This window comes from Candidatus Nanopelagicales bacterium, from assembly GCA_041393815.1.
Taxonomy (GTDB): domain Bacteria; phylum Actinomycetota; class Actinomycetes; order S36-B12; family JAWKJK01; genus JAWKJK01.
In genome coordinates this window covers 697615-716427 of sequence record JAWKJK010000002.1, presented here as the reverse complement: position 1 = coordinate 716427, position 18813 = coordinate 697615, and the positions used below count along the sequence as shown (strand labels likewise).

At 74.2% G+C, this 18813-nt stretch carries 16 protein-coding genes; 7 read left to right on the top strand and 9 right to left on the bottom strand.

Annotated elements, in window-relative coordinates; all coding sequences use genetic code 11:
* Nucleotides 1–16 precede the first annotated feature (16 nt).
* Together R2737_08785 and R2737_08780 are read left to right on the top strand one after the other, a co-directional pair.
* Nucleotides 17–556, top strand: coding sequence for a TetR/AcrR family transcriptional regulator (locus R2737_08785; GenBank protein ID MEZ5116351.1), 540 nt, complete (start codon nt 17–19; stop codon nt 554–556).
* On the top strand, nt 553–1890 hold the full coding sequence (locus tag R2737_08780) for an MFS transporter (protein ID MEZ5116350.1): 1338 nt from the start codon (nt 553–555) through the stop codon (nt 1888–1890). Before R2737_08785 ends, R2737_08780 begins: the two co-directional genes overlap by 4 nt.
* Before the next feature lie 91 nt (nt 1891–1981).
* Here R2737_08780 and R2737_08775 read toward each other — a convergent pair whose 3' ends face one another.
* Together R2737_08775 and R2737_08770 are read right to left on the bottom strand one after the other, a co-directional pair.
* Nucleotides 1982–5389: a fibronectin type III domain-containing protein gene (locus R2737_08775; protein ID MEZ5116349.1), complete on the bottom strand. Its 3408-nt coding sequence runs from the start codon at nt 5387–5389 to the stop codon at nt 1982–1984.
* Nucleotides 5390–5461: 72 nt separating this feature from the next.
* Nucleotides 5462–7159 (bottom strand): FAD-binding oxidoreductase, encoded by a 1698-nt coding sequence (locus R2737_08770; protein MEZ5116348.1) that lies wholly within the window; start codon nt 7157–7159, stop codon nt 5462–5464.
* A 16-nt stretch (nt 7160–7175) separates the two neighbouring features.
* Between R2737_08770 and R2737_08765 the strand changes: the two genes are divergently transcribed.
* Genes R2737_08765 through R2737_08745 form a run of 5 tightly spaced genes read left to right on the top strand, consistent with a single transcriptional unit; the run spans nt 7176 to nt 11133 of the window.
* On the top strand, nt 7176–7847 hold the full coding sequence (locus R2737_08765) for a TetR/AcrR family transcriptional regulator (GenBank protein MEZ5116347.1): 672 nt from the start codon (nt 7176–7178) through the stop codon (nt 7845–7847).
* Nucleotides 7844–9433, top strand: a complete 1590-nt coding sequence (locus R2737_08760; protein ID MEZ5116346.1) for a glycerol-3-phosphate dehydrogenase/oxidase — start codon at nt 7844–7846, stop codon at nt 9431–9433. Before R2737_08765 ends, R2737_08760 begins: the two co-directional genes overlap by 4 nt.
* Nucleotides 9434–9461: 28 nt before the next feature.
* Nucleotides 9462–10238 carry an AzlC family ABC transporter permease gene (locus R2737_08755; GenBank protein ID MEZ5116345.1) on the top strand — a complete coding sequence of 259 codons (777 nt, stop codon included), beginning with the start codon at nt 9462–9464 and terminating at the stop codon, nt 10236–10238.
* Entirely contained in the window at nt 10235–10546 is a 312-nt protein-coding gene (locus tag R2737_08750; protein ID MEZ5116344.1) for an AzlD domain-containing protein, read from the top strand. Before R2737_08755 ends, R2737_08750 begins: the two co-directional genes overlap by 4 nt.
* Nucleotides 10543–11133, top strand: a complete 591-nt coding sequence (locus tag R2737_08745; protein ID MEZ5116343.1) for a hypothetical protein — start codon at nt 10543–10545, stop codon at nt 11131–11133. The genes R2737_08750 and R2737_08745 overlap by 4 nt, the downstream gene beginning before the upstream one ends.
* Here R2737_08745 and R2737_08740 read toward each other — a convergent pair.
* The 7 genes from R2737_08740 to R2737_08710 all read right to left on the bottom strand — a co-directional run bounded on the left by R2737_08740 (nt 11130) and on the right by R2737_08710 (nt 18805).
* A complete protein-coding gene (locus R2737_08740; GenBank protein ID MEZ5116342.1) occupies nt 11130–11582 on the bottom strand; it encodes a hypothetical protein in 453 nt (150 codons plus the stop codon). The two genes, R2737_08745 and R2737_08740, sit on opposite strands and share 4 nt — an antisense overlap.
* 13 nt (nt 11583–11595) lie before the next feature.
* Complete coding sequence (gene dapB, locus R2737_08735) at nt 11596–12387, bottom strand: 4-hydroxy-tetrahydrodipicolinate reductase (GenBank protein MEZ5116341.1); 792 nt, start codon at nt 12385–12387, stop codon at nt 11596–11598.
* Nucleotides 12388–12440: 53 nt separating this feature from the next.
* Nucleotides 12441–13805 carry a pitrilysin family protein gene (locus R2737_08730; GenBank protein MEZ5116340.1) on the bottom strand — a complete coding sequence of 455 codons (1365 nt, stop codon included), beginning with the start codon at nt 13803–13805 and terminating at the stop codon, nt 12441–12443.
* Nucleotides 13806–13838: 33 nt separating this feature from the next.
* The gene (locus R2737_08725; protein ID MEZ5116339.1) at nt 13839–16061 is read right to left on the bottom strand and encodes a polyribonucleotide nucleotidyltransferase; all 2223 of its coding nucleotides are present in this window, start codon (nt 16059–16061) and stop codon (nt 13839–13841) included.
* Nucleotides 16062–16286: 225 nt separating this feature from the next.
* On the bottom strand, nt 16287–16556 hold the full coding sequence (gene rpsO, locus R2737_08720; protein MEZ5116338.1) for a 30S ribosomal protein S15: 270 nt from the start codon (nt 16554–16556) through the stop codon (nt 16287–16289).
* 99 nt (nt 16557–16655) lie between these two features.
* Nucleotides 16656–17840, bottom strand: coding sequence for a hypothetical protein (locus R2737_08715; GenBank protein MEZ5116337.1), 1185 nt, complete (start codon nt 17838–17840; stop codon nt 16656–16658).
* Nucleotides 17837–18805: a bifunctional riboflavin kinase/FAD synthetase gene (locus tag R2737_08710; GenBank protein MEZ5116336.1), complete on the bottom strand. Its 969-nt coding sequence runs from the start codon at nt 18803–18805 to the stop codon at nt 17837–17839. Before R2737_08710 ends, R2737_08715 begins: the two co-directional genes overlap by 4 nt.
* Between the last annotated feature and the right edge of the window lie 8 nt (nt 18806–18813).

Below are 18813 nucleotides of genomic sequence, written 5' to 3'. Positions count from 1 at the left end.
ATGTTCCGATCCGTACATGACTGACCGCAGGGCCGTGCTGCTCGAGACCGCCGCGCGGGTGCTGGCGAAGGACCCGGCCGCGACGCTGGGCGAGATCGCGGCCGCGGCGGGTGTGGGTCGCACGACCCTGCACCGGGCCTTCCCCACCCGGGAGGACCTGCTGCGGACGCTGGCCCTGGACGCCCTGGGCCGGGTCCGCAGCGCGATCGACGCCGCGGCTCCCCCGGACCGGCCGGCGCCGCAGGCCCTGCAGGCGGTCGCCGAGGCGGTGCTGCCGATCGCGGACGAGATGCGCTTCCTCGACGCCGGGCCCGAGGTCTGGGACCTGCCGGAGATGCGGGACGCCTGGTGGACGGTCGCCGAGTCCCTGTCCGAGCTGGTGGACCGCGGCAAGCGTGACGGCGACCTGCGCCCGGACGTGCCCACCGAGGTGGTGGTGGACGCGTTCGTCGGCGCCCTGTGGGGCGTGGCCGACGGGATCCACGAGGGCCGCGTCGCCCCGGCGCGGGCCGCGCGCCACCTCACCGACCTGCTGCTGCGCGGGGTCGCGCGATGACGGGCACCGGCGGCGGCCGACTGCGGCGGCTGGTCCCGTACACCGCCGTCGAGGCGTCGACGGTGCTCTCGGGCACGGCCAACGGGATCACGATGGTGGCGTTCCCCTGGTTGGTGCTGCAGGAGACCGGGGATGCGACCGCGGCGGCAACGATCGCGGCGGTGGCCGCGCTGCCGCTGCTGCTGTCGCTGCTGGTGTCCGGCACGCTGGTCGACATCGTCGGCCGGCGGCCGATGAGCGTGCTCGCGGACCTGCTGTCCATGCTGAGCGTGATCCTGGTGCCGGTGCTGGCAGCCACCACGGGGCTGGACTTCGGGCTGCTGCTGGTCGTGGCCCTCCTCGGCGCACTGTTCGACGCCCCGGGCTTCACCGCCCGCGAGTCGATGCTGCCCGAGGCCGCCGCGCACGGCCGGGTGCCGCTCGAGCGCGCCAACGCGATCCACGAGGGCGCGTACGGGCTGGCGTACCTGCTCGGTCCCGGCATCGGCGGAGTCCTCATCGCGTCGATCGGAGTGATCGCGACGTTCTGGGCCACGGCGGCTGCCTTCGCCGTGTCGGCACTGCTGATCGCGGTGGTGCGGATCCCCGGGGGCGGGCGGCCGGCGGCGCACGAGCGGCCACGGGGGTTCTGGCGCTCGACCCGGGAGGGGTTCGCCTTCCTGTGGCGGGACCGGGTGCTGCGTACCGTGGCGATCCTGTCGGCGCTACTCATCGGGCTGTGGCTGCCGGTGGAGGGCGTACTGCTGCCGGTGTACTTCACCGAGCAGGAGGCGCCGGGACGGCTCGGCCTGCTCATCACCGCGATGAGCGCCGGCGGTGTGGTCGGTGCGCTGGGCTACGGCGCCGTGGCGCGTCGCCTCAAGCGGCGCACCGCGTTCTCGGTGGCCCTGATCGGGACGTCGCTGCCGCTGGTGGCGCTGGCCCTGCTGCCGCCGTACCCGGCGATGGTCGCCCTCGGCTTCGCCACCGGATTGTTCTTCGGCCCGGTCAACCCGATCACGAACATCGCGATGCAGGAGCGCACCCCGAACCCGCTGCGCGGCCGGGTCGTGGGGGCGATGAGCAGCGCCGGGTACGCCGCCGGACCGGTCGGCTACCTGCTCGCGGGGCCGATGGTCGAGGCGATGGGCGCGCGGACGGCGTTCCTGGTGCTGTCCGTGGGGCTGCTCGCCGTGTGCCTGGTGGGCGCGGCGCTGCCGGCCCTGCGGGGCCTGGACGACCCGCCGCGGCCGGGGGCGGTGGGCGGCGAGCCGTCGGTGGCCGCGGCCCTCGACCCGGACATCCGCATCGTCGAGGCCCAGGGCGTCGCGCGCTCCCTCCGCGACGACGGCTGACGCGACGACTGATCAGGGGCGCCCCCGCGTTGTGGTGCCGGTTGCGTGCGCCACAGCGCACGCAACCGGCACCACACGAAGGGGCGCGCGGTCAGGGGAGGCGGGTCACGCCGGCAGGGAGGCCGTACACCCAGCCCTGGCGGGAGTCCACCTTCACCTGGTAGGTCCCGCGGGCGTCCGGCACCGTGATGCCGAGGCTGGATCCGGAGGTCGGCACCCGGCCGATCGCGGTGGTGCGGCCGTCGCGGGTCAGCCGTACGGCGGTGCCGGGGCTGAAGTTCCCGGTCGCCACCGTGAAGCGCACCGTCGACCCGAGGTCCCGATGACCCGTGATTGCGAACGGCCGGACATCCATCGCCCAGCCCGCGGACACCACGGTCGCCGGCGCCGGACCGATCCGCACCGCGTAGCCGCCAGTGCGTGCCGGCACCTTCTCGAACCGGGCGGAGCCCTCGGCCGTCACGGTGGTCGCGGCCACCGCGATCCCGTCGATCGTCACGTACGCCGTCGCGCCCGGCGGGACGCCGCCGGTCCGGGCCGACACGCCGAACCACGCGCCGGAGGAGATGGCGGAGCCGTCGGTGGGGCTCACCACGGTCACCGACGGACCCGGGGGCGGCGGAGTCGGCGTCTCGGTCGGACTCGGGCTGGCGGTGGGGGTCGGCACCGGGACCGGACCGGGGGCAGGCTCGCGCGGTGTCATCTCGTGCCACTCCGACACCGCCGCGCCGGCGTCGTTCTCCGCCACCACAACGACGTCGTACACGTGGCCGTTGGCCAGGCCGGTGACGGTGACGCCGTACGCGCCCCCGACGCGCGGGCTGCGCGCGCGCTGCAGCGGGCCCGGGACGGACGCGAACTCGGTCATCGTCCCGACCGCCTCGTCGTAGCCGACGACCCGGAACTCCCGCACCGCTCCCCCGGTGGGCGCGGCGTCCCAGCCGACCCACGCCTGCTGGTTCCCGGACACCACCACGACGTCGACCGGATCGGCGGGCGCGTCCACGTCCGGCGTCCCGGTGACGCGCGGTGCGGACTGCTCGTCGGTGGCGTTGACCGCCGTGACCTCGATCCCGTACGCCGTGCCGTTCGCCAGGCCGGGGACGCCGATCAGGTAGTCGGCCTGGGCCGGATCACTGACGGTCACGGCCTCGGAGCGCAGCACCGTGGCCGCGGCTGGCGGCTCGAACACGTCGACCCGGTAGGACGCCACCGCGCCCCCGTCGTCGGGCTTGCGCCAGGAGACGCTGAGCGCGCCGTCGCCGGGATGTGCCGCGACAAGGTCCGGCGTCCCCGGCGGGTCGACCCGGGGCGTCACCGTGGTCTCCGCCCACACGTCAGGTGGGTCGCTCGAGTACACCGCGTGCACCGTGATCGTGTACTCCGTCCCGTTGAACAGCGGATCATCCGGCGGTCCGTAGGACAGTTCGTACTCATACTCTGAACCGGCTTGAGGAGCGACCGGGGTCGTCACGTCTGGACCGGCACCACCGGAGCGGACAACGTCGAAGCGGATCAAGTCCGTATCCGAGCTCGGCTGCACCCAGCTGACCGTCGCTGCCTGGTCGCGAGGGGCGGCGGACACGTAGCGCGGCGCGCGAGCGCCGACTGGCAGCGTGCTCGCCTGCACGCGAGGAGCGACCGCGGACCCGGTCGCGTTGACCGCCGTCACCTCGACCCAGTACTCGGTGCCCGCGGTGAGCGACCCCTCGACCACGTCGTACTCGGTCGTCGTCTCCGGCACCACCGTCGGGGTCCGGATCGGCGTGGTAGCACCGGACGACGCGTACAGCGCCACCGTGTACGTGGTCACGGGGCCGCCGTCCGTGGGTCGCAGCCACGACACCCGCAGGTCGGTGACGCCGCCGGCAGCCGACACCTGTCGTGGGGTGCCGGGAGGGTCGATCCGCGGGGTCACGTCGGGGCCGGACGTCGGCTTGCTGGTTCCGTCCTGGTTCGTCGCGGCCACCGTCACCGCGTACGTGGTGCCGTTGGTGAGTCCGCTCACCACGGTCTGCGTGCTCGGGGCGGCCACGTCCTGGGTCACGCAGTCCCCTCCGGGCTGGGGACACACCGACATGCCGTACGACGACGCGGCCGCACCCTCGGGATCCGGGGTCCAGGCGACCCGGACGGACCGGTCGCGCGCAGTGGTCCGCACCGATGTGACCGGGCGGGGCCTGGTGTCGAGCAGCAGCATCGGGGGCTCCGCGCCGCTGACCGGCAGCCCGGTCCGGGCGCCTGGGACGCAGCGGCCGCTGCTGTCGTTCTCCCACACCTGCCGCAGGCAGCTGCGCAGGCCCATCTGCGCCAGGTACGACGGGTGCATCGACTCCTGCTTCATGAACGGGCGCAGCGGGTTGACACCGGTGTAGACCGCCTGCACGTACTCGGCGCGGGAGAACAGCACGTCGTTGGTGGGGTACGGGGCGCTGGACGGCTTGGGCAGGTTCTGCACCTGCTGCACGTTGGTCGCGTCGTTGCGCTCGCACAGCCGGTTGCCGTACAGGGCACCGGACAGGTCCAGCGTCAGCATGTTGCTCACCCCGCTGTCGCGCGCCGTCTGGATGCCGGTGGCGACGGCGCCGTTGACGCGGGTGAGGACCTCCTGGTTGGCCCAGGTCGCGTCGACGTCCCAGAACGGGCAGCCGCCGGTCGTGAACCGGGTGTAGCCGGACTGTCCGTAGCGGAACTGGTGGTCGCCGGTGCCACCCTCGGGCAGCGGGGACGGGTAGTTCTGGACGACGAGCGTCCACTGCGACGGCAGGTAGCCCGCGTTGGACATCGCGGTCCGGATGTTGGCGATCGCGATCGGGACGTTGGTCGCCACCGTCGTCGCCCGCTGGTTCAGGTCGGTCGTGGAGAAGTCGTCCTTGCAGTAGAAGCGCTTGAAGATCGTGGACTCCAGGAAGTCCTCGACGCAGGTGGCCACGAGGTCACCGAAGCCGAAGTCGTTGCCCCCGATGCTCAGCGCCACCAGCCGGATCGGCGTCGCGCTGGTGGAAGGGTGCGCGGCGGCGAAGTCCTGCAGCATCTGCGCCTGGCCGACCACGCCGTTGCCGAGGTTCACGAAATCGATGCCGGGCTTGTACTCGCCCTTCCAGATCTGGGACGTCAGCTCGGCGCCGGAGCACGCCAGGTTCTTGGACAGCAGGTTGCCGAAGTGGATCTCCGCGGACTTCGAGCGGTGGCAGCCGGGGATCAGCTCGGCGGTGTCCGTGGGGTTGTCGTAGTACGCGGTCGGGCCGAGCCGGTCGACCAGCGAGGTCGGCGCCCAGGTGTCGATGTCGCCCGCCCAGCGACCGCCCTCCCCGGAGATGTACGAGTCCCCCAGGCTGACCGCCCAGCCCTGGTCGCCCGGCATCACGGGCGCGGGGTACGCCTGGGCCGCGCCGAGGCCGGCCAGCGCCGGGACGACCGCCACCAGCAGCGCCATCACCACCCCGAGCGCGAGTGCCCGGTGTCGCCGATCGGCCCGGTCCCCACGTACCCGCCGCATCGCGCACCCCTTCCGCCAGCGTCTCCCGGCACCACAAAGCCGGGGGGCGGGGGTACGGACGGGTGTCGGGGCTCAGTCCCGAGGTGGGATGAGCTTGCCCGGGTTGAGGATGCCGGTCGGGTCCACGGTGGCCTTCACCGCCCGCAGCACGTCCAGGCCGAGGTCCCCGACCTCGGCGCGCATCCACGGCTCGTGGTCGAGGCCGACCGCGTGGTGGTGGGTGATCGTGGCGCCGGAGCCGGCGATGGCGTCCCCCACGGCCCGCTTCGCCGCCCGCCACTGCTCCGCGGGGTCCGCGGCGTCCGCCCGCGCCAGGACCGTGACGTACAGAGAGGCGCCGGTCTCATACACGTGCGACACGTGCGACATGACGTACGGACCCGGACCGCCGTCCGCGGAACGCAGGGCCCCCTTCAGGGTCGTCAGCACGGTCTCGTGCAGCGGCAGCAGCCGGTTCCAGGTGGTGGCCGTCTCCAATGTCTCCACCAGGTAGCCGTCATCCATCAGCCGGTCCCGGAGGAACGGCCCGGAGAACCGGCCGTGCCGCCACGACTCCCCCACCCGCCGGCCGAGCGGCACCGCGCCGTGCTGCCGCAGGAGGGCCCACGCCGGCGTGCGCCGTGCACCGACGGCCCGCGCCGACAGACCCTCCCAGCCGAGGATGACCAGGCTTCCGTGCTCGACCTTGCGGGCCTTGAGGTACGCCCCGAAGGCCTGCCCGGTCCGCCCGCTGGGCCCCGACATCATCAGTGTCGCCGCGGTCTCCTCCTCGTCGGACAGACGCATCACGTCGGCGCGCAGCCCGGCCTGCAGCAGCGCCCGGAACGCGGCGATGCCCGCGGCGTACGAGGGGAACATCACGCCCTCGTAGCGGCTGTAGGCGGGGAGGTGCCGGACCCGCAGGGTGACCTCGGTGATGATCCCGAGCACGCCCTCGCCGCCGACGAACAGCTGGCGCAGGTCCGGACCGGCCGCGCTGGACGGAGCCCGGCCGAGGTGCAGCGACCCGGCGGGCGTGGCCACGCGCAGCGACTCCACCATCTCGTCACTGCGGCCGTAGCCGCTGGACGCCTGCCCGGCGGACCGGGTCGCGACGTAGCCGCCGATCGTCGCCCGCTCCCATGACTGCGGGAGGTGCCCCAGCGTCAGTCCGCGCGCGGCGAGCAGCCGCTCCAGCGTCGGCCCGGTGATGCCCGGGCCGACGGTGGCCAGCAGCGACTCCTCGTCCACCTCGAGCAGCGCGGCCATCCGGTCGAAGGCCACCGACACCACGGCGCCGAAGCCGTCCGCCACCGGCCGCACCCCACCCACCACCGACGTCCCCCCGCCGAAGGGCACCACCGCGACGCCGTGCCGCACGCACACCGCGAGCAGCGCCTCGACCTCGTCGTGCGAGGCGGGCAGCAGGACCGCGTCGGGCGCGTCGGAGACGTCGCCGCGCCGCCGCCGGACCAGGTCCACGTACGACAGCCCGCCCGTGTGGGCGAGCCGGGCCACCCGGTCCGTGCGGACGTGGTCCGATCCCAGCACCGCCACCAGGTCGCTCCGCACGTCCTCGGGCAGCCGGGAGGGCGGCGGCTCGACCTGCGTCACCGGTGTCGGCGGGGTGGGCGCCGCGACGCCCACCTCGGACGCGAGGAACTCCCGGGCCGCGGGCGTGAGGTCCACCGGCTCCGGCGGTCGCCCCCACCGGGCGAACGTCGCCTCCAGGTCTGCGCTCGGCGGCTCGGGCGTGGGGGACGTCGGGGGGTGCACGGCGCTGTCAGTCACCGTTACAGTGTGACATATGACGTCTCAACGTCACAGGCCTTCGACGCACTCGGGCGCCGACCGCGGCCGGCCGGCCGCGGTCGCCGTGGCCCCGCCGGACGACCCGGTCCTGCGGGCGGCGTACGACGCCGTCCTCGACCTGGGCATGCGGCGCACGACCCTGGCCGAGGTGGCCCGGCGCGCCTCGGTGTCCCGGATGACCGTCTACCGGCGGTACGACGACCTGGATCGGCTGCTGTCCGCATTGCTGACCGAGCAGCTCGGGGCCATCGTCGCGGAGGTCGAGCGCCGGGTGGCCCGCCGCCGGACCGCCCGGGACCGTGCGGCCACCGCCGTCGTCTCGGTCGTGGCCGCGCTGCAGGCGCACCCGCTACTGACCCGCGTGCTCGACGTGGACCCCGAGACCCTGCTGCCGCTGGTGGTGGACCGGTTCGGGTCGTCGCAACGACTCGCCCGGGATCACCTGGCCGCGCTGCTGCGCCAGGGCATGTCCCGCCACGGTGGGGACAGGTCGGTCCGGGGAGGCGACGCCGACCTGATGGCGCTCACCCTGGTCGTCGCCGCCCAGTCGTTCGTGTTCTCCGGCCGTGTGGTCAACGCCGCCGACCCCCGCGCCACCGACCAGCTGCGGGTGCTGGTCGACCGCTACCTCGCCCCCGCCCCCACCTCCGCCGAGGAGTCCCGATGAACGCCGAGACCGCGTGGACCTCGCCGTCCGGTCGCGCCCCGTACGTGCCGCCCGGCGACCCCCTCGCCGACCTGTCCCCCGAACGACGGAGGCTCGACCGGGACGCGGTGCGACGTGATCCGGTCGACGTGCTCGTGGTCGGCGGCGGCATCACCGGGGCCGGGGTGGCGCTGGACGCGGCCACCCGGGGGCTGTCCGTAGCCCTGGTCGAGGCGCACGACCTGGCCTTCGGCACCTCCCGATGGTCCAGCAAGCTGGTGCACGGCGGCCTGCGCTACCTGGCCAAGGGCGACGTCGGCGTGGCCTGGGAGAGCGCGGAGGAACGCGCGCACCTGATCGGGACCATCGCACCGCACCTGATCCGCGCGCTGCCGCAGGTGGTCCCGGTGTTCGCGGACACCCCGCGCTCGCAGGCACTGCTCACCCGGGTCGGCTTCCTCGCCGGGGACGCGCTGAAGGTGGGCGCCCGCACGGTGCACGGTGCGCTCCCCCACGCCCGGCGGATCGGGGCCGACGAGGCGATCGCCCTGTCCCCCACCGTCGACACGGGACGGCTGACCGGGGCCGCGCTGAACTACGACGGGCAGCTCGAGGACGACGCCCGGCTGGTGGTCGCGGTGGCCCGCACCGCGGCCGCGTTCGGCGCGCGGGTGCTGACGCGCACCCGCGCGCTGTCGGTCGGCGACGGCGGCGCGCTGGTGGAGGACAGCGCCGAGCCGGGCGCCCCGTACCAGATCCGGTCCCGGGTCGTGGTCAACGCGACCGGCGTGTGGGCCGGCGGCCTGGACCCTGCGGTGCGGATCCGCCCCTCCCGCGGCACCCACGTCGTCCTGCGCCCTGAGGTCCTGGGCAACCCCACCGCGTCGCTCACCGTCCCCGTGCCGGGCGAGTTCGGCCGGTACGTCTTCACCCTGCCGCAGCCGGACGGCCCGGTGCTGGTCGGGCTGACCGACGTGCCGCAGGAGGGCCCCCTGCCCGACGTGCCCGAGCCCTCGGCGGAGGAGGTCGGCTGGATCCTGGACGTGCTGTCCACCGCGCTGGCGCGCCCGCTGACCCCGGACCACGTGGTCGGCGCCTTCGCCGGGCTGCGGCCGCTGGTCGAGCCCGAGCACGGGCAGGAGCACGAGGGCACCGCCGACATCTCCCGCCGGCACCTGGTGCGGCGCGAGTCGCCCGGGCTGGTCACCGTCACCGGCGGCAAGCTGACGACGTACCGGCGGATGGCCCAGGACGTGGTGGACCTGATCACCGACGTCCCGTGCCGCACCACCGGCCAGCCGCTGGTCGGAGCCGGTCCGGTGGCGGACGCCGACCGGCTGCCCGCGCGACTGGTGCGCCGGTACGGGTCCGAGGCCGCCCTGGTCTCCTCGTACGCCGACGCCGACCCGGCGCTGCTGGCGCCGCTGGCTCCGGGCGTGCCCGTCCTCGGCGTGGAGCTGGTGCACGGACTGCTGCGCGAGGGGGCGCTCGACGTCGCCGACCTGCTGGAGCGGCGGACCCGAGTGTCGCTCGTCCCGGCCGACCTCGCGGCCGCCACCCCCCGGGCCGAGGAGATCGCCGCCGCCGTGACCGGCCGGCACCCCTGAACCGGGGGGTTGGGTAGCGTCGCCCGTCGTGACCACGGACCCGACGGCGGCGCCCGAGGGCGCGCGCCCCTGGGTCGGGGTCCGCGGCCCGATCGTGCGGACGGCCGTGGGCATCGGGCTGGCCACCGGTGCCTACGGCGTCTCGTTCGGCGCCTTGTCCGTCGCCAGCGGCCTGTCACCCCTGCAGACCCAGACCCTGTCGGCGGTGATGTTCACCGGGGCCTCGCAGTTCGCCCTGATCGGGGTGCTCGGCTCCGGGGGCGGCGCCATCCCGGCGGTCCTCACCGCCTGGATGCTGGGCGCCCGCAACACCCTCTACGGCCTGCGGCTGTCGCCGCTGCTGCAGGCCCGCGGCTGGCGCCGGCCGGTCGCCGCGCACATGACGATCGACGAGTCCACCGCGATGGCGCTGGGCCAGGACGAGCGGGCGTACGACGGCCGGGCCGCCCGGCTGGCCTTCTGGTCGACCGGGCTGAGCATCTACCTGCTGTGGAACCTCGCCACCCTGGTCGGGGCCCTGGGGGCGGCGGCCCTCGGCGACCCACGGACCCTCGGCCTCGACGCGGCGATCCCGGCCGGGTTCCTGGCCCTGCTCTGGCCGCAGCTGCGCAGCCGGCAGGCGTGGGCGGTCGCCCTCGCAGGCGCGGCCGTCGCCCTCGCGCTGACCCCGGTGCTGCGCCCGGGCCTGCCGGTGCTCGCGGCGGCCGCCGTCGCCGTGCTCGCCGGGCTGCGCGGCGGCCGGACGCTCCGCGACCTCCGCCCCGACGAGGCGCCCACCGGCCGGGCCTCGCGGGAGGCGCCATGACCTGGTTCGCCGTCCTGGCCGGGTCGGTCGGCTGCTACCTGCTCAAGCTGCTCGGCCTGTCCGTCCCCGACCGCGTCCTGGACCGCCCGGCCGTGCGCCGCATCGCCGGGCTGCTCCCGCTGGCGCTGCTCGGCGCGCTGGTGGCCGTGCAGACGTTCGCCTCCGGCCAGGCACTGGTGATCGACGCGCGGCTGGCGGGCCTGGCCGCCGCGGCCGTGGCGCTGCTGCTGCGCGCGCCGTTCCTCGCGGTGGTCCTGGTGGCCGCGGTGGCCGCGGCGGTGCTGCGTGCGCTGGGATGGGCGGCATGACGCAGGAGCCGCGGCGGCCGATCTTCTGGTTCCTGTGGCCGCGCCCCGACCCCCACCGCCCGCTGGACGGGGACGTGGTGCAGACCCGCTGGGTCCGCGTGACCCGGCAGGGCCCGTGGCGACTGGCGTTCCTGATCCCCTTCACCCTGCTCGTCGTCGTCACGGCGCTGCTCGGGGTGTTCGCGTCGGCGTTCCAGCCCGACACCGGATCACGGGTGTTCGCCGCGCTGCTCACCGCCAGCATCGCCGTCGCCGTCATCTGGCTGGTGATGCGCGCCTGGGTCGTGGGGACGTACGTCAACGACGCCGGCGTCCGCATCACCCGGACGTTCACGGCGGTGCTCGTGCCGTGGGAGCACGTCCTGGAGATCTACCGCGGGCCGGGCCGGGCCCGGTTCCTCGGGTTGCCGTTCCACGTCCAGGCGGTGCGGGTGGACCTCGTCCTCGACGACGGGGCGGTGGTGCGCACCGACCTGACCAGCGTGTCGCCGGACCTGTGGGGCCGGCCGGAGGCGTTCGACATGGCGTCCTCGCGCTTGCGGCGGTGGCGCCAGGAGATCCAGGGCGACACCGGCGGGCCGCGCTAGGAGGTCGACCCCTCCGCCCGGAACAGCGCGAGCGCGTGCCGCATCGCCCCCCGGGCCCGGCGCCGGTCGCGGGCGTCGTCGTACGCGATCGACAACCGGTACCACGCCCGCCAGTCCTCCGGCGTCGCGTCGACCTCGGCCCGCCGCTCGGCGAAGCGCGCGTCGGCCGCGTCCCGCTCCACCCGCCCCGACGGCATCCGCGGCAGGTCGTCCTCGGGCAGGCCGCCCTCCTCCTCCAGCCGCCGGCCCATCTGCTGCATGCCCAGGCCGAACGCGACCTCCCGCCAGACCAGCCAGGCGCCGATGACCGGCAGCACCAGCACCGCAAGGCCCATCCCGACCGCCACCGGCTCGCCGCTGCGGATCAGCTCCCACCCGCGCACCCCGGCGAACACCAGGTAGACGGTGACCAGCCCGACCAGCAGGTACGCGACACGGCGCGCGGTCATCGGCGGCGCGGGCTCACGACGACGGGTCGGCGGACGAGCCGTCCAGGTCCAGCAGCGCGTCGATGCCCACGGTCAGCCCGGGGCGCGACGCCACCGAGCGCACGCCCAGCAGCACCCCGGGCATGAACGACACCCGGTCGAACGAGTCGTGCCGCAGCGTGAGCGTCTCGCCCAGCCCGCCGAGCAGCACCTCCTGGTGGGCGACCAGCCCGCGCAGCCGTACCGCATGCACCCGGATGCCGTCCACGTCGGCCCCCCGGGCCCCGTCCAGCGCCTGCGCGGTCGCGTCCGGGGACTCGGGGACGCCCGCGGCGCGACGGGCCTCGGCCACCAGCTCGGCGGTGCGCCGCGCGGTGCCACTCGGGGCGTCGACCTTGCCGGGGTGGTGCAGCTCGACGATCTCGACGGAGTCGAAGTACGGGGCGGCCTCGCGCGCGAAGCGCATCATCAGCACCGCGCCGATGCCGAAGTTCGGGGCGACGAGCACCCCCACGTCCGGGTGGTCCGCCAGCCAGCCGCGCACCTGCGCCAGCCGGTCGTCGTCGAACCCCGTGGTCCCCACGACGGCGTGGATGCCGTGCTCGACCAGGAACCGCAGGGTGCCCATGACGGCGTCGGGGGTGGTGAAGTCGACGACCACCTCGGCGCGGGCGCGGGTGAGCTCCTCCAGCGGATCACCGGCGTCCAACGTGGCCACCAGGTGCATGCCGTCGACGGCCTCGACCGCCCGGCACACCTCGGCGCCCATGCGGCCCAGCGAGCCGACCACCCCGACCCGGATGCCTCCGCCGTGCGTCTCCGCCATACCGGCCACCCTCCTGTGTCGTACGGGGTTCCGTTGTCGTCCGGCGCGGCCGCTCAGGCGACCGACGCCGCGAAGTCGCGGTCGGGGTCGAACGGCCCGATCACCGCCAGCGCCGGCGGGCGGTCCAGCAGCTCGGCCGCCAGGATCCGGACCTCCTCCGGGGTGACCGCGTCGATGCGACGCAGCACCTCGTCGACGGACGGCAGCTCGTCGTACATCAGCTCGGCCTTGGCGATCCGGCTCATCCGCGCCCCGGTGTCCTCCTGCCCGAGGACCAGCGACCCGCGCAGCTGCCCCTTGCCCCGGCGCAGCTCGTCGTCGGTGATGCCGTGGTCGACCAGCTTGACCAGCTCCTCCCGGCACAGCGAGAGGACCTCGTCCACCTTCTGCGGCTGGCAGCCGGCGTAGACGCCGACCACGCCGGCGTCGGCGTACTGGGTCGCGAAGGAGTAGACCGAGTAGGCCAGCCCGCGCTTCTCCCGGACCTCCTGGAACAGCCGGCTGGACATCCCGCCACCGAGGGCGGAGTTGAGCACGCCGAGCACGTAGCGCCGCTCGTCGGTGCGCACGATCCCCGGGACGCCGAGGACGACGTTGGCCTGCTCGGTCGGGCGCGACACCACGCGCACCGTGCCCCCCGCGGACGGCCGCCGGACCCGGCCGCGCCGGGGCAGGTCCGGGACGCCGTCGCCGTCCAGCCAGCCGACGGTGCCGAACGCCGCCCGCACCTCCCGGACCACGGCGGTGTGCTCGACCCGGCCGGCCGCCGACACGACCACCGACTCGGGGCGGTAACGCCGGCGGTAGAACCGGTCGATGGCCCCGCGCCCGATGCCGCGGATGGAGTCCTCGGTGCCGAGGATCGACCGTCCCAGCGGGGTGTCCCCGAACAGCACCTGGGTGAACTCGTCGTGGACGAGGTCGGTGGGGTCGTCGTCGTGCATGGCGATCTCCTCCAGGATCACGCCACGCTCGCTCTCCACGTCGGAGGGCAGGATCAGCGAGTCGGTGACCATGTCGGACACCACGTCGACCGCCAGCGGCAGGTCCTCGCCCAGCACCCGCGCGTAGAAGCAGGTGTACTCCTTCGTGGTGAAGGCGTTCATCTCCCCGCCGACCGCTTCCAGCGACGCGGAGATGTCCATCGCCGTACGACGCTGGGTCCCCTTGAACAGCAGGTGCTCCAGGTAGTGCGCGGAGCCCGTCTGAGCCGGGGTCTCGTCGCGGGAGCCGACGCCCACCCAGATCCCGAACGCCGCGGAGCGCACGCCCGGGATCTGCTCGGTGACCACCCGCAGGCCGCCGGGGAGGACCGTGCGGCGGACGATCCCGCCGTCGGTCCCCTTCAGCAGCGTGCGGGTGGTCCCGGGCGTCTGCTCGCGTGCCGGGAGCAGGCCCCCGGCGGAGGAACGAGCCATCGGCACCTCAGCCGCGCGTCACTCGGCGGCGCGTCACTCGGCTGCGTCGCCGGCGGGCACCGGCTCGGCCTCGGTCTCCTCGAGCACCGGGATGAGCGACAGCTTGCCGCGGGAGTCGACCTCCTTGATCTCCACCTGCAGCTTCTGGCCCACCTTGAGCACGTCCTCGACGGAGTCGATGCGCTTCTTGCCGGGCACCAGCTTCTTGACCTCGGAGATGTGCAGCAGGCCGTCCTTGCCGGGCACCAGCGACACGAACGCACCGAACGAGGCGATCTTCACGACCGTGCCGAGGTAGCGCTCGCCGACCGCCGGCATCGTCGGGTTGGCGATCTGGTTGATCGTGTCCCGGGCCGCCTCGGCCGCCGCGCCGTTGGTGGCGCCGATGTAGATCGTGCCGTCGTCCTGGATGGTGATCTCGGCGCCGGTGTCCTCCTGGATCTGGTTGATGATCTTGCCCTTGGGCCCGATCACCTCGCCGATCTTGTCCACCGGGATGTGCACCGTGATGATCCGCGGCGCGAACTGCGACATCTCGTCGGGGGCGTCGATCGCCTCCTGCATGACGTCCAGGATGGTCAGCCGCGCGTCCTTGGCCTGGGTCAGGGCCCCGGCCAGGACCGACGCGGGGATGCCGTCGAGCTTGGTGTCCAGCTGCAGCGCGGTGACGAAGTCACGGGTGCCGGCGACCTTGAAGTCCATGTCGCCGTACGCGTCCTCGGCGCCGAGGATGTCGGTGAGCGCGACGTACTCCATCTGCCCGTCGACGTCGTCGGAGATCAGGCCCATCGCGATGCCCGCGACCGGGGACTTCAGCGGAACACCCGCGTTGAGCAGCGACATGGTCGACGCGCACACCGAGCCCATCGAGGTGGACCCGTTGGAGCCCAGCGCCTCCGACACCTGCCGGATGGCGTACGGGAACTCGTCCTTAGTGGGCAGCACCGGCAGCAGGGCGCGCTCGGCGAGCGCGCCGTGGCCGATCTCACGCCGCTTGGGCGAGCCCACGCGGCCGGTCTCGCCGGTGGAGTACGGCGGGAAGTTGTAGTTGTGCATGTAGCGCTTGCGCGTCTCCGGCGAGAGCGTGTCGAGCATCTGCTCCATGCGCAGCATGTTCAGCGTGGTGACGCCGAGGATCTGCGTCTCCCCGCGCTCGAACAGGGCCGACCCGTGCGCCCGCGGGACCACGTCGACCTCGGCGGTGAGCGTGCGGATGTCGGTCAGGCCGCGGCCGTCGATGCGCACCTTGTCGCGCAGGACGCGCTGGCGGACCAGCTTCTTGGTCAGGGCGCGCAGCGCGGCGCCGACCATCTTCTCCCGGCCCTCGAACTGCCCGGCGAGCCGCTCCGCGGCCAGGTCCTTGACCCGGTCCAGCTCGGCCTCGCGCTCCTGCTTGCCGGCGATGGTGAGCGCGGCGGCGAGCTCGTCGGAGACGGCGCCCGCGACCGCGTCGTAGACGTCCTGGTCGTAGTCGAGGTAGAGCGGGTACTCCCGGGTCTCCTTGGCCGCGACGTCGGCGAGCCGCTGCTGGGCCTCGCACAACGCGCGGATGAACGGCTTGGCGGCCTCCAGGCCCTGGGCGACGACCTCCTCGGTGGGGGCGGTCGCCCCGCCGCGGACGAGCTCCACGGTGGCGGTGGTGGCCTCGGCCTCGACCATCATGATCGCGACGTCGTCACCGACGATCCGGCCCGCGACGACCATGTCGAACACGGCCTCCTCGAGCTGGGTGTGGGTGGGGAACGCCACCCACTGGCTGCCGATGAGCGCGACCCGAACGCCGCCGATGGGGCCGCTGAAGGGCAGCCCGGCGAGCTGGGTCGATGCGGACGCGGCGTTGATGGCGACGACGTCGTACAGGTCGTCGGGGTTGAGCGACATGACCGTGACGACGACCTGAATCTCGTTGCGCAGGCCCTTGACGAAGGACGGGCGCAGCGGGCGGTCGATCAGCCGGCAGGTGAGGATCGCGTCCTCGCTGGGCCGGCCCTCTCGGCGGAAGAACGAGCCGGGGATCCGGCCGATGGCGTACATCCGCTCCTCGACGTCCACCGTCAGCGGGAAGAAGTCGAGCTGGTCCTTGGGATGCTTCGACGCGGTCGTGGCCGACAGCAGCATGGTGTCGTCGTCGAGGTACGCGACGACGGAGCCGGCCGCCTGGCGGGCCAGGCCGCCGGTCTCGAAGCGGATGGTGCGGGTGCCGTACGAGCCGTTGTCGATGACGGCCTCGGACGTGGTGATCTCGGACCCCTCCACGGGTGCCCTCCTGTTCGGTGCAGGGGGCGAGCGCGTCCGCGGGCGGCGGTGGTGCTGGGTGCCGGTCTTCGATCGAGGTCCTCGGGCTCCGCCGCGCGGCGGACCCGGGGGCCACTACCGAGGACCGACCCCATGGCGGTCGCCGGTGCGGGCGTTCGCCCGGTGCCTCGGCCGGGGCGAGGGCCTCGCCCCGGGTCGTGCTGGGTGGTGCTGACCGGGTGCCGACTACCGCCGCAGGCCGAGGCGCTCGATGAGCGACCGGTAGCGGGTGATGTCGGTCTTGGCGAGGTACTGCAGCAGGCGGCGCCGCTGGCCGACCAGGATCAGCAGACCACGACGCGAGTGGTGGTCGTGCTTGTGCTCCTTCAGGTGCTCGGTCAGGTCGGAGATCCGGCGCGTCAGCAGCGCGATCTGGACCTCCGGGCTGCCGGTGTCACCCTCGGCGGTGGCGTACTCGGCGATGATCTGCTGCTTGGTGGCAGTGTCGAGCGACATGTGTTCCTCTCGGGCGCATCAGGGCCCCGCGGGGTCGCAGGGGCGTGAACAGTCGCGAACCGCGGGGCGCCCGCCCCACGGCCGTCGGCAGCGAGGGTATCAGTGCGGGCCGGGCGGGACCGAATCGCGACGGTCGGCCCCGCCGGCCAGTGCCAGGTAGACCCGGCGGACCGCCAGCGACCGCGCCAGCGAGTCGCCGATGCCGCGGAAGAAGTGGTCGCGATAGGTCGGGTCGGTGGCGGCGTACACGGTGACGTAGAAGCCGGCGAACCCGCCGAGGAAGGTGGCCACGCGCAACAGCTCGCGGGTGACGCCGTGGTCGGGGCCCCAGGACCACAGCACGTCCACCGGTGCCAGGTCCCCCAGCCAGGCCTGCTGCACCGGGACCGAGACGGCCAGCGCGCCGAAGCCGACGAAGAACGCCCACACCACGACCGCGAACAGCGCGACCTGGACCAGCTGGGAGACCACCACGACGATCCGCAGGTTCGCCTCCTGGGTCCGCTGCAGCGGGACCGGCAGGTCCAGCCCGGGCAGGCCGGCGGTGTGGCCCTCCAACGGAGTGCCGTCGCAGGCGCGGACCACCGCCGCCTCGTCCGTGGAGGCCTCGATGCCGCGGACCTCCTCCGGCACCCGGCCGGCGATGAACAGCACCCCGAGTGCGGCGAACACCGCCAGCGACGCCCACAGCACGGCGGCCGACATCGAGCCGGCGACCTGCCACACCTCGGTGTTGACGAACAGGAACGTGACGACCAGGAGCAGCAGCGGCAGCGCGCGGGTGGCCAGCCGGTACAGGTCTCCGGCCTGCCGGAACGTCCAGCGCACCGCCCACCCGAGCAGAGGCAGCACCCCGAGGCGAGTGACGACCCAGGCCAGCGCGAGCGTCAGCCCGGACCACACCAGGGCGACGACGACGTCGGCCCAGTCCCGCGACGCAGGCACCAGCACCAGCGCGGGGAGTGCGACGTACGCGGTCAGGACGAGCGGGCCGACGCGGTCCGGTCTCGCCAGCGGCCGACGGCCGCGGCGCAGGTTCACCGCGACGTAGCCCAGCGCCAGGGCGACGACGAGGCCGGCGGCCAGCACGGCGCCGAGCACGTCGGAGGCGGCCAGGACCGGGAGCAGCAGGTACAGCCCGAAGGTGGCCCACAGGAAGGGCAGGGTGCGGGTCCACACGTCCCGGTCGGAGTCGTAGGCGCGCACGAACGACGGCAGGCCGCGCCGGATGAACCAGGCCTCGGTGCCGACCAGCGGGTCGACCGGCCGGGGCGCCCGGGTCACGGCCCCAGCAGACGTCGCGCCTCGCCCACATCCACCGCCATCCGGGCCACCAGGTCCACGACCCGGGGGAACCGCAGCTGGCCGCGGATGCGCTCGACCAGGTCGACGGCCACGTGCTCGCCGTACAGGTCGAGGTCGTCGCGGTCCAGGACGTAGGCCTCGACGCGGCGCTCCTGGCCGTCGAACTGCGGGTTGGTGCCGATCGACACCGCCGCGGGCAGCGGCTGCGCGGCGGGGCCGTACGGGTCCCGGACCAGCCGGCCGGCGTAGACGCCGTCCGCGGGGACGGCGGCGTGCCCGGTCAGGGCCAGGTTCGCGGTGGGGTAGCCCAGGGCTCGGCCGCGGTGGTCGCCGTGGACCACCTCGCCCTCGACCCGGTGCGGGCGGCCCAGCGCGAGGGCCGCGTCGGCGACGTCGCCGGCCGCGACCAGCCCGCGGATGTACGTCGACGACCAGGCCTCGTCCCCGTCGCCGGCCAGCCGCACGGCCTCCACGTCGAAGCCGGCCGCCCCGCCGAGCTCGGCCAGCGTCTCGACGTCGCCGGCGGCGCGGTGGCCGAAGCGGAAGTTCTCCCCCACCACGACCTCCCGGGCGCGGAGCACCCCGGCCAGCAGCCCGTCGACGAACTCGGCCGGCGTCTCCCGGGACAGCGGCAGGGTGAACTCCTGCAGGAACACCGCGTCGGCTCCTGCCTCCCCGAGCAGCTGGACCCGGTGGCTGGGGGTGGTCAGCAGGGTCGGGTGGGTGCCGGGGCGGACGACCTCCAGCGGGTGCGGGTCGAACGTGACGACCACCAGGGGGAGCCGTCGGGCGTCGGCCCGGTCCCGGGCCAGGGCCAGCAGGGCCCGGTGGCCGCGGTGCACCCCGTCGAAGACGCCGATGCTCACCACGGCGCCGGCGAGGTCCGCGGGGACCTCGGCGGGGGCGCGCCACAGCGCGGGCGCGGGTCGGGGCGAGCCGGTCACAGCGGGCG

Coding starts and splice junctions, on each gene's coding strand:
- R2737_08750 (MEZ5116344.1), top strand. CDS start 10,235: ATGACCTGGTTCGCCGTCCTGGCCGGGTCGGTCGGCTGCTACCTGCTC.
- R2737_08785 (MEZ5116351.1), top strand. CDS start 17: ATGACTGACCGCAGGGCCGTGCTGCTCGAGACCGCCGCGCGGGTGCTG.
- R2737_08745 (MEZ5116343.1), top strand. CDS start 10,543: ATGACGCAGGAGCCGCGGCGGCCGATCTTCTGGTTCCTGTGGCCGCGC.
- rpsO (MEZ5116338.1), bottom strand. CDS start 16,556: ATGTCGCTCGACACTGCCACCAAGCAGCAGATCATCGCCGAGTACGCC.
- R2737_08775 (MEZ5116349.1), bottom strand. CDS start 5,389: ATGCGGCGGGTACGTGGGGACCGGGCCGATCGGCGACACCGGGCACTC.
- R2737_08730 (MEZ5116340.1), bottom strand. CDS start 13,805: ATGGCTCGTTCCTCCGCCGGGGGCCTGCTCCCGGCACGCGAGCAGACG.
- R2737_08740 (MEZ5116342.1), bottom strand. CDS start 11,582: ATGACCGCGCGCCGTGTCGCGTACCTGCTGGTCGGGCTGGTCACCGTC.
- R2737_08760 (MEZ5116346.1), top strand. CDS start 7,844: ATGAACGCCGAGACCGCGTGGACCTCGCCGTCCGGTCGCGCCCCGTAC.
- dapB (MEZ5116341.1), bottom strand. CDS start 12,387: ATGGCGGAGACGCACGGCGGAGGCATCCGGGTCGGGGTGGTCGGCTCG.
- R2737_08780 (MEZ5116350.1), top strand. CDS start 553: ATGACGGGCACCGGCGGCGGCCGACTGCGGCGGCTGGTCCCGTACACC.
- R2737_08765 (MEZ5116347.1), top strand. CDS start 7,176: ATGACGTCTCAACGTCACAGGCCTTCGACGCACTCGGGCGCCGACCGC.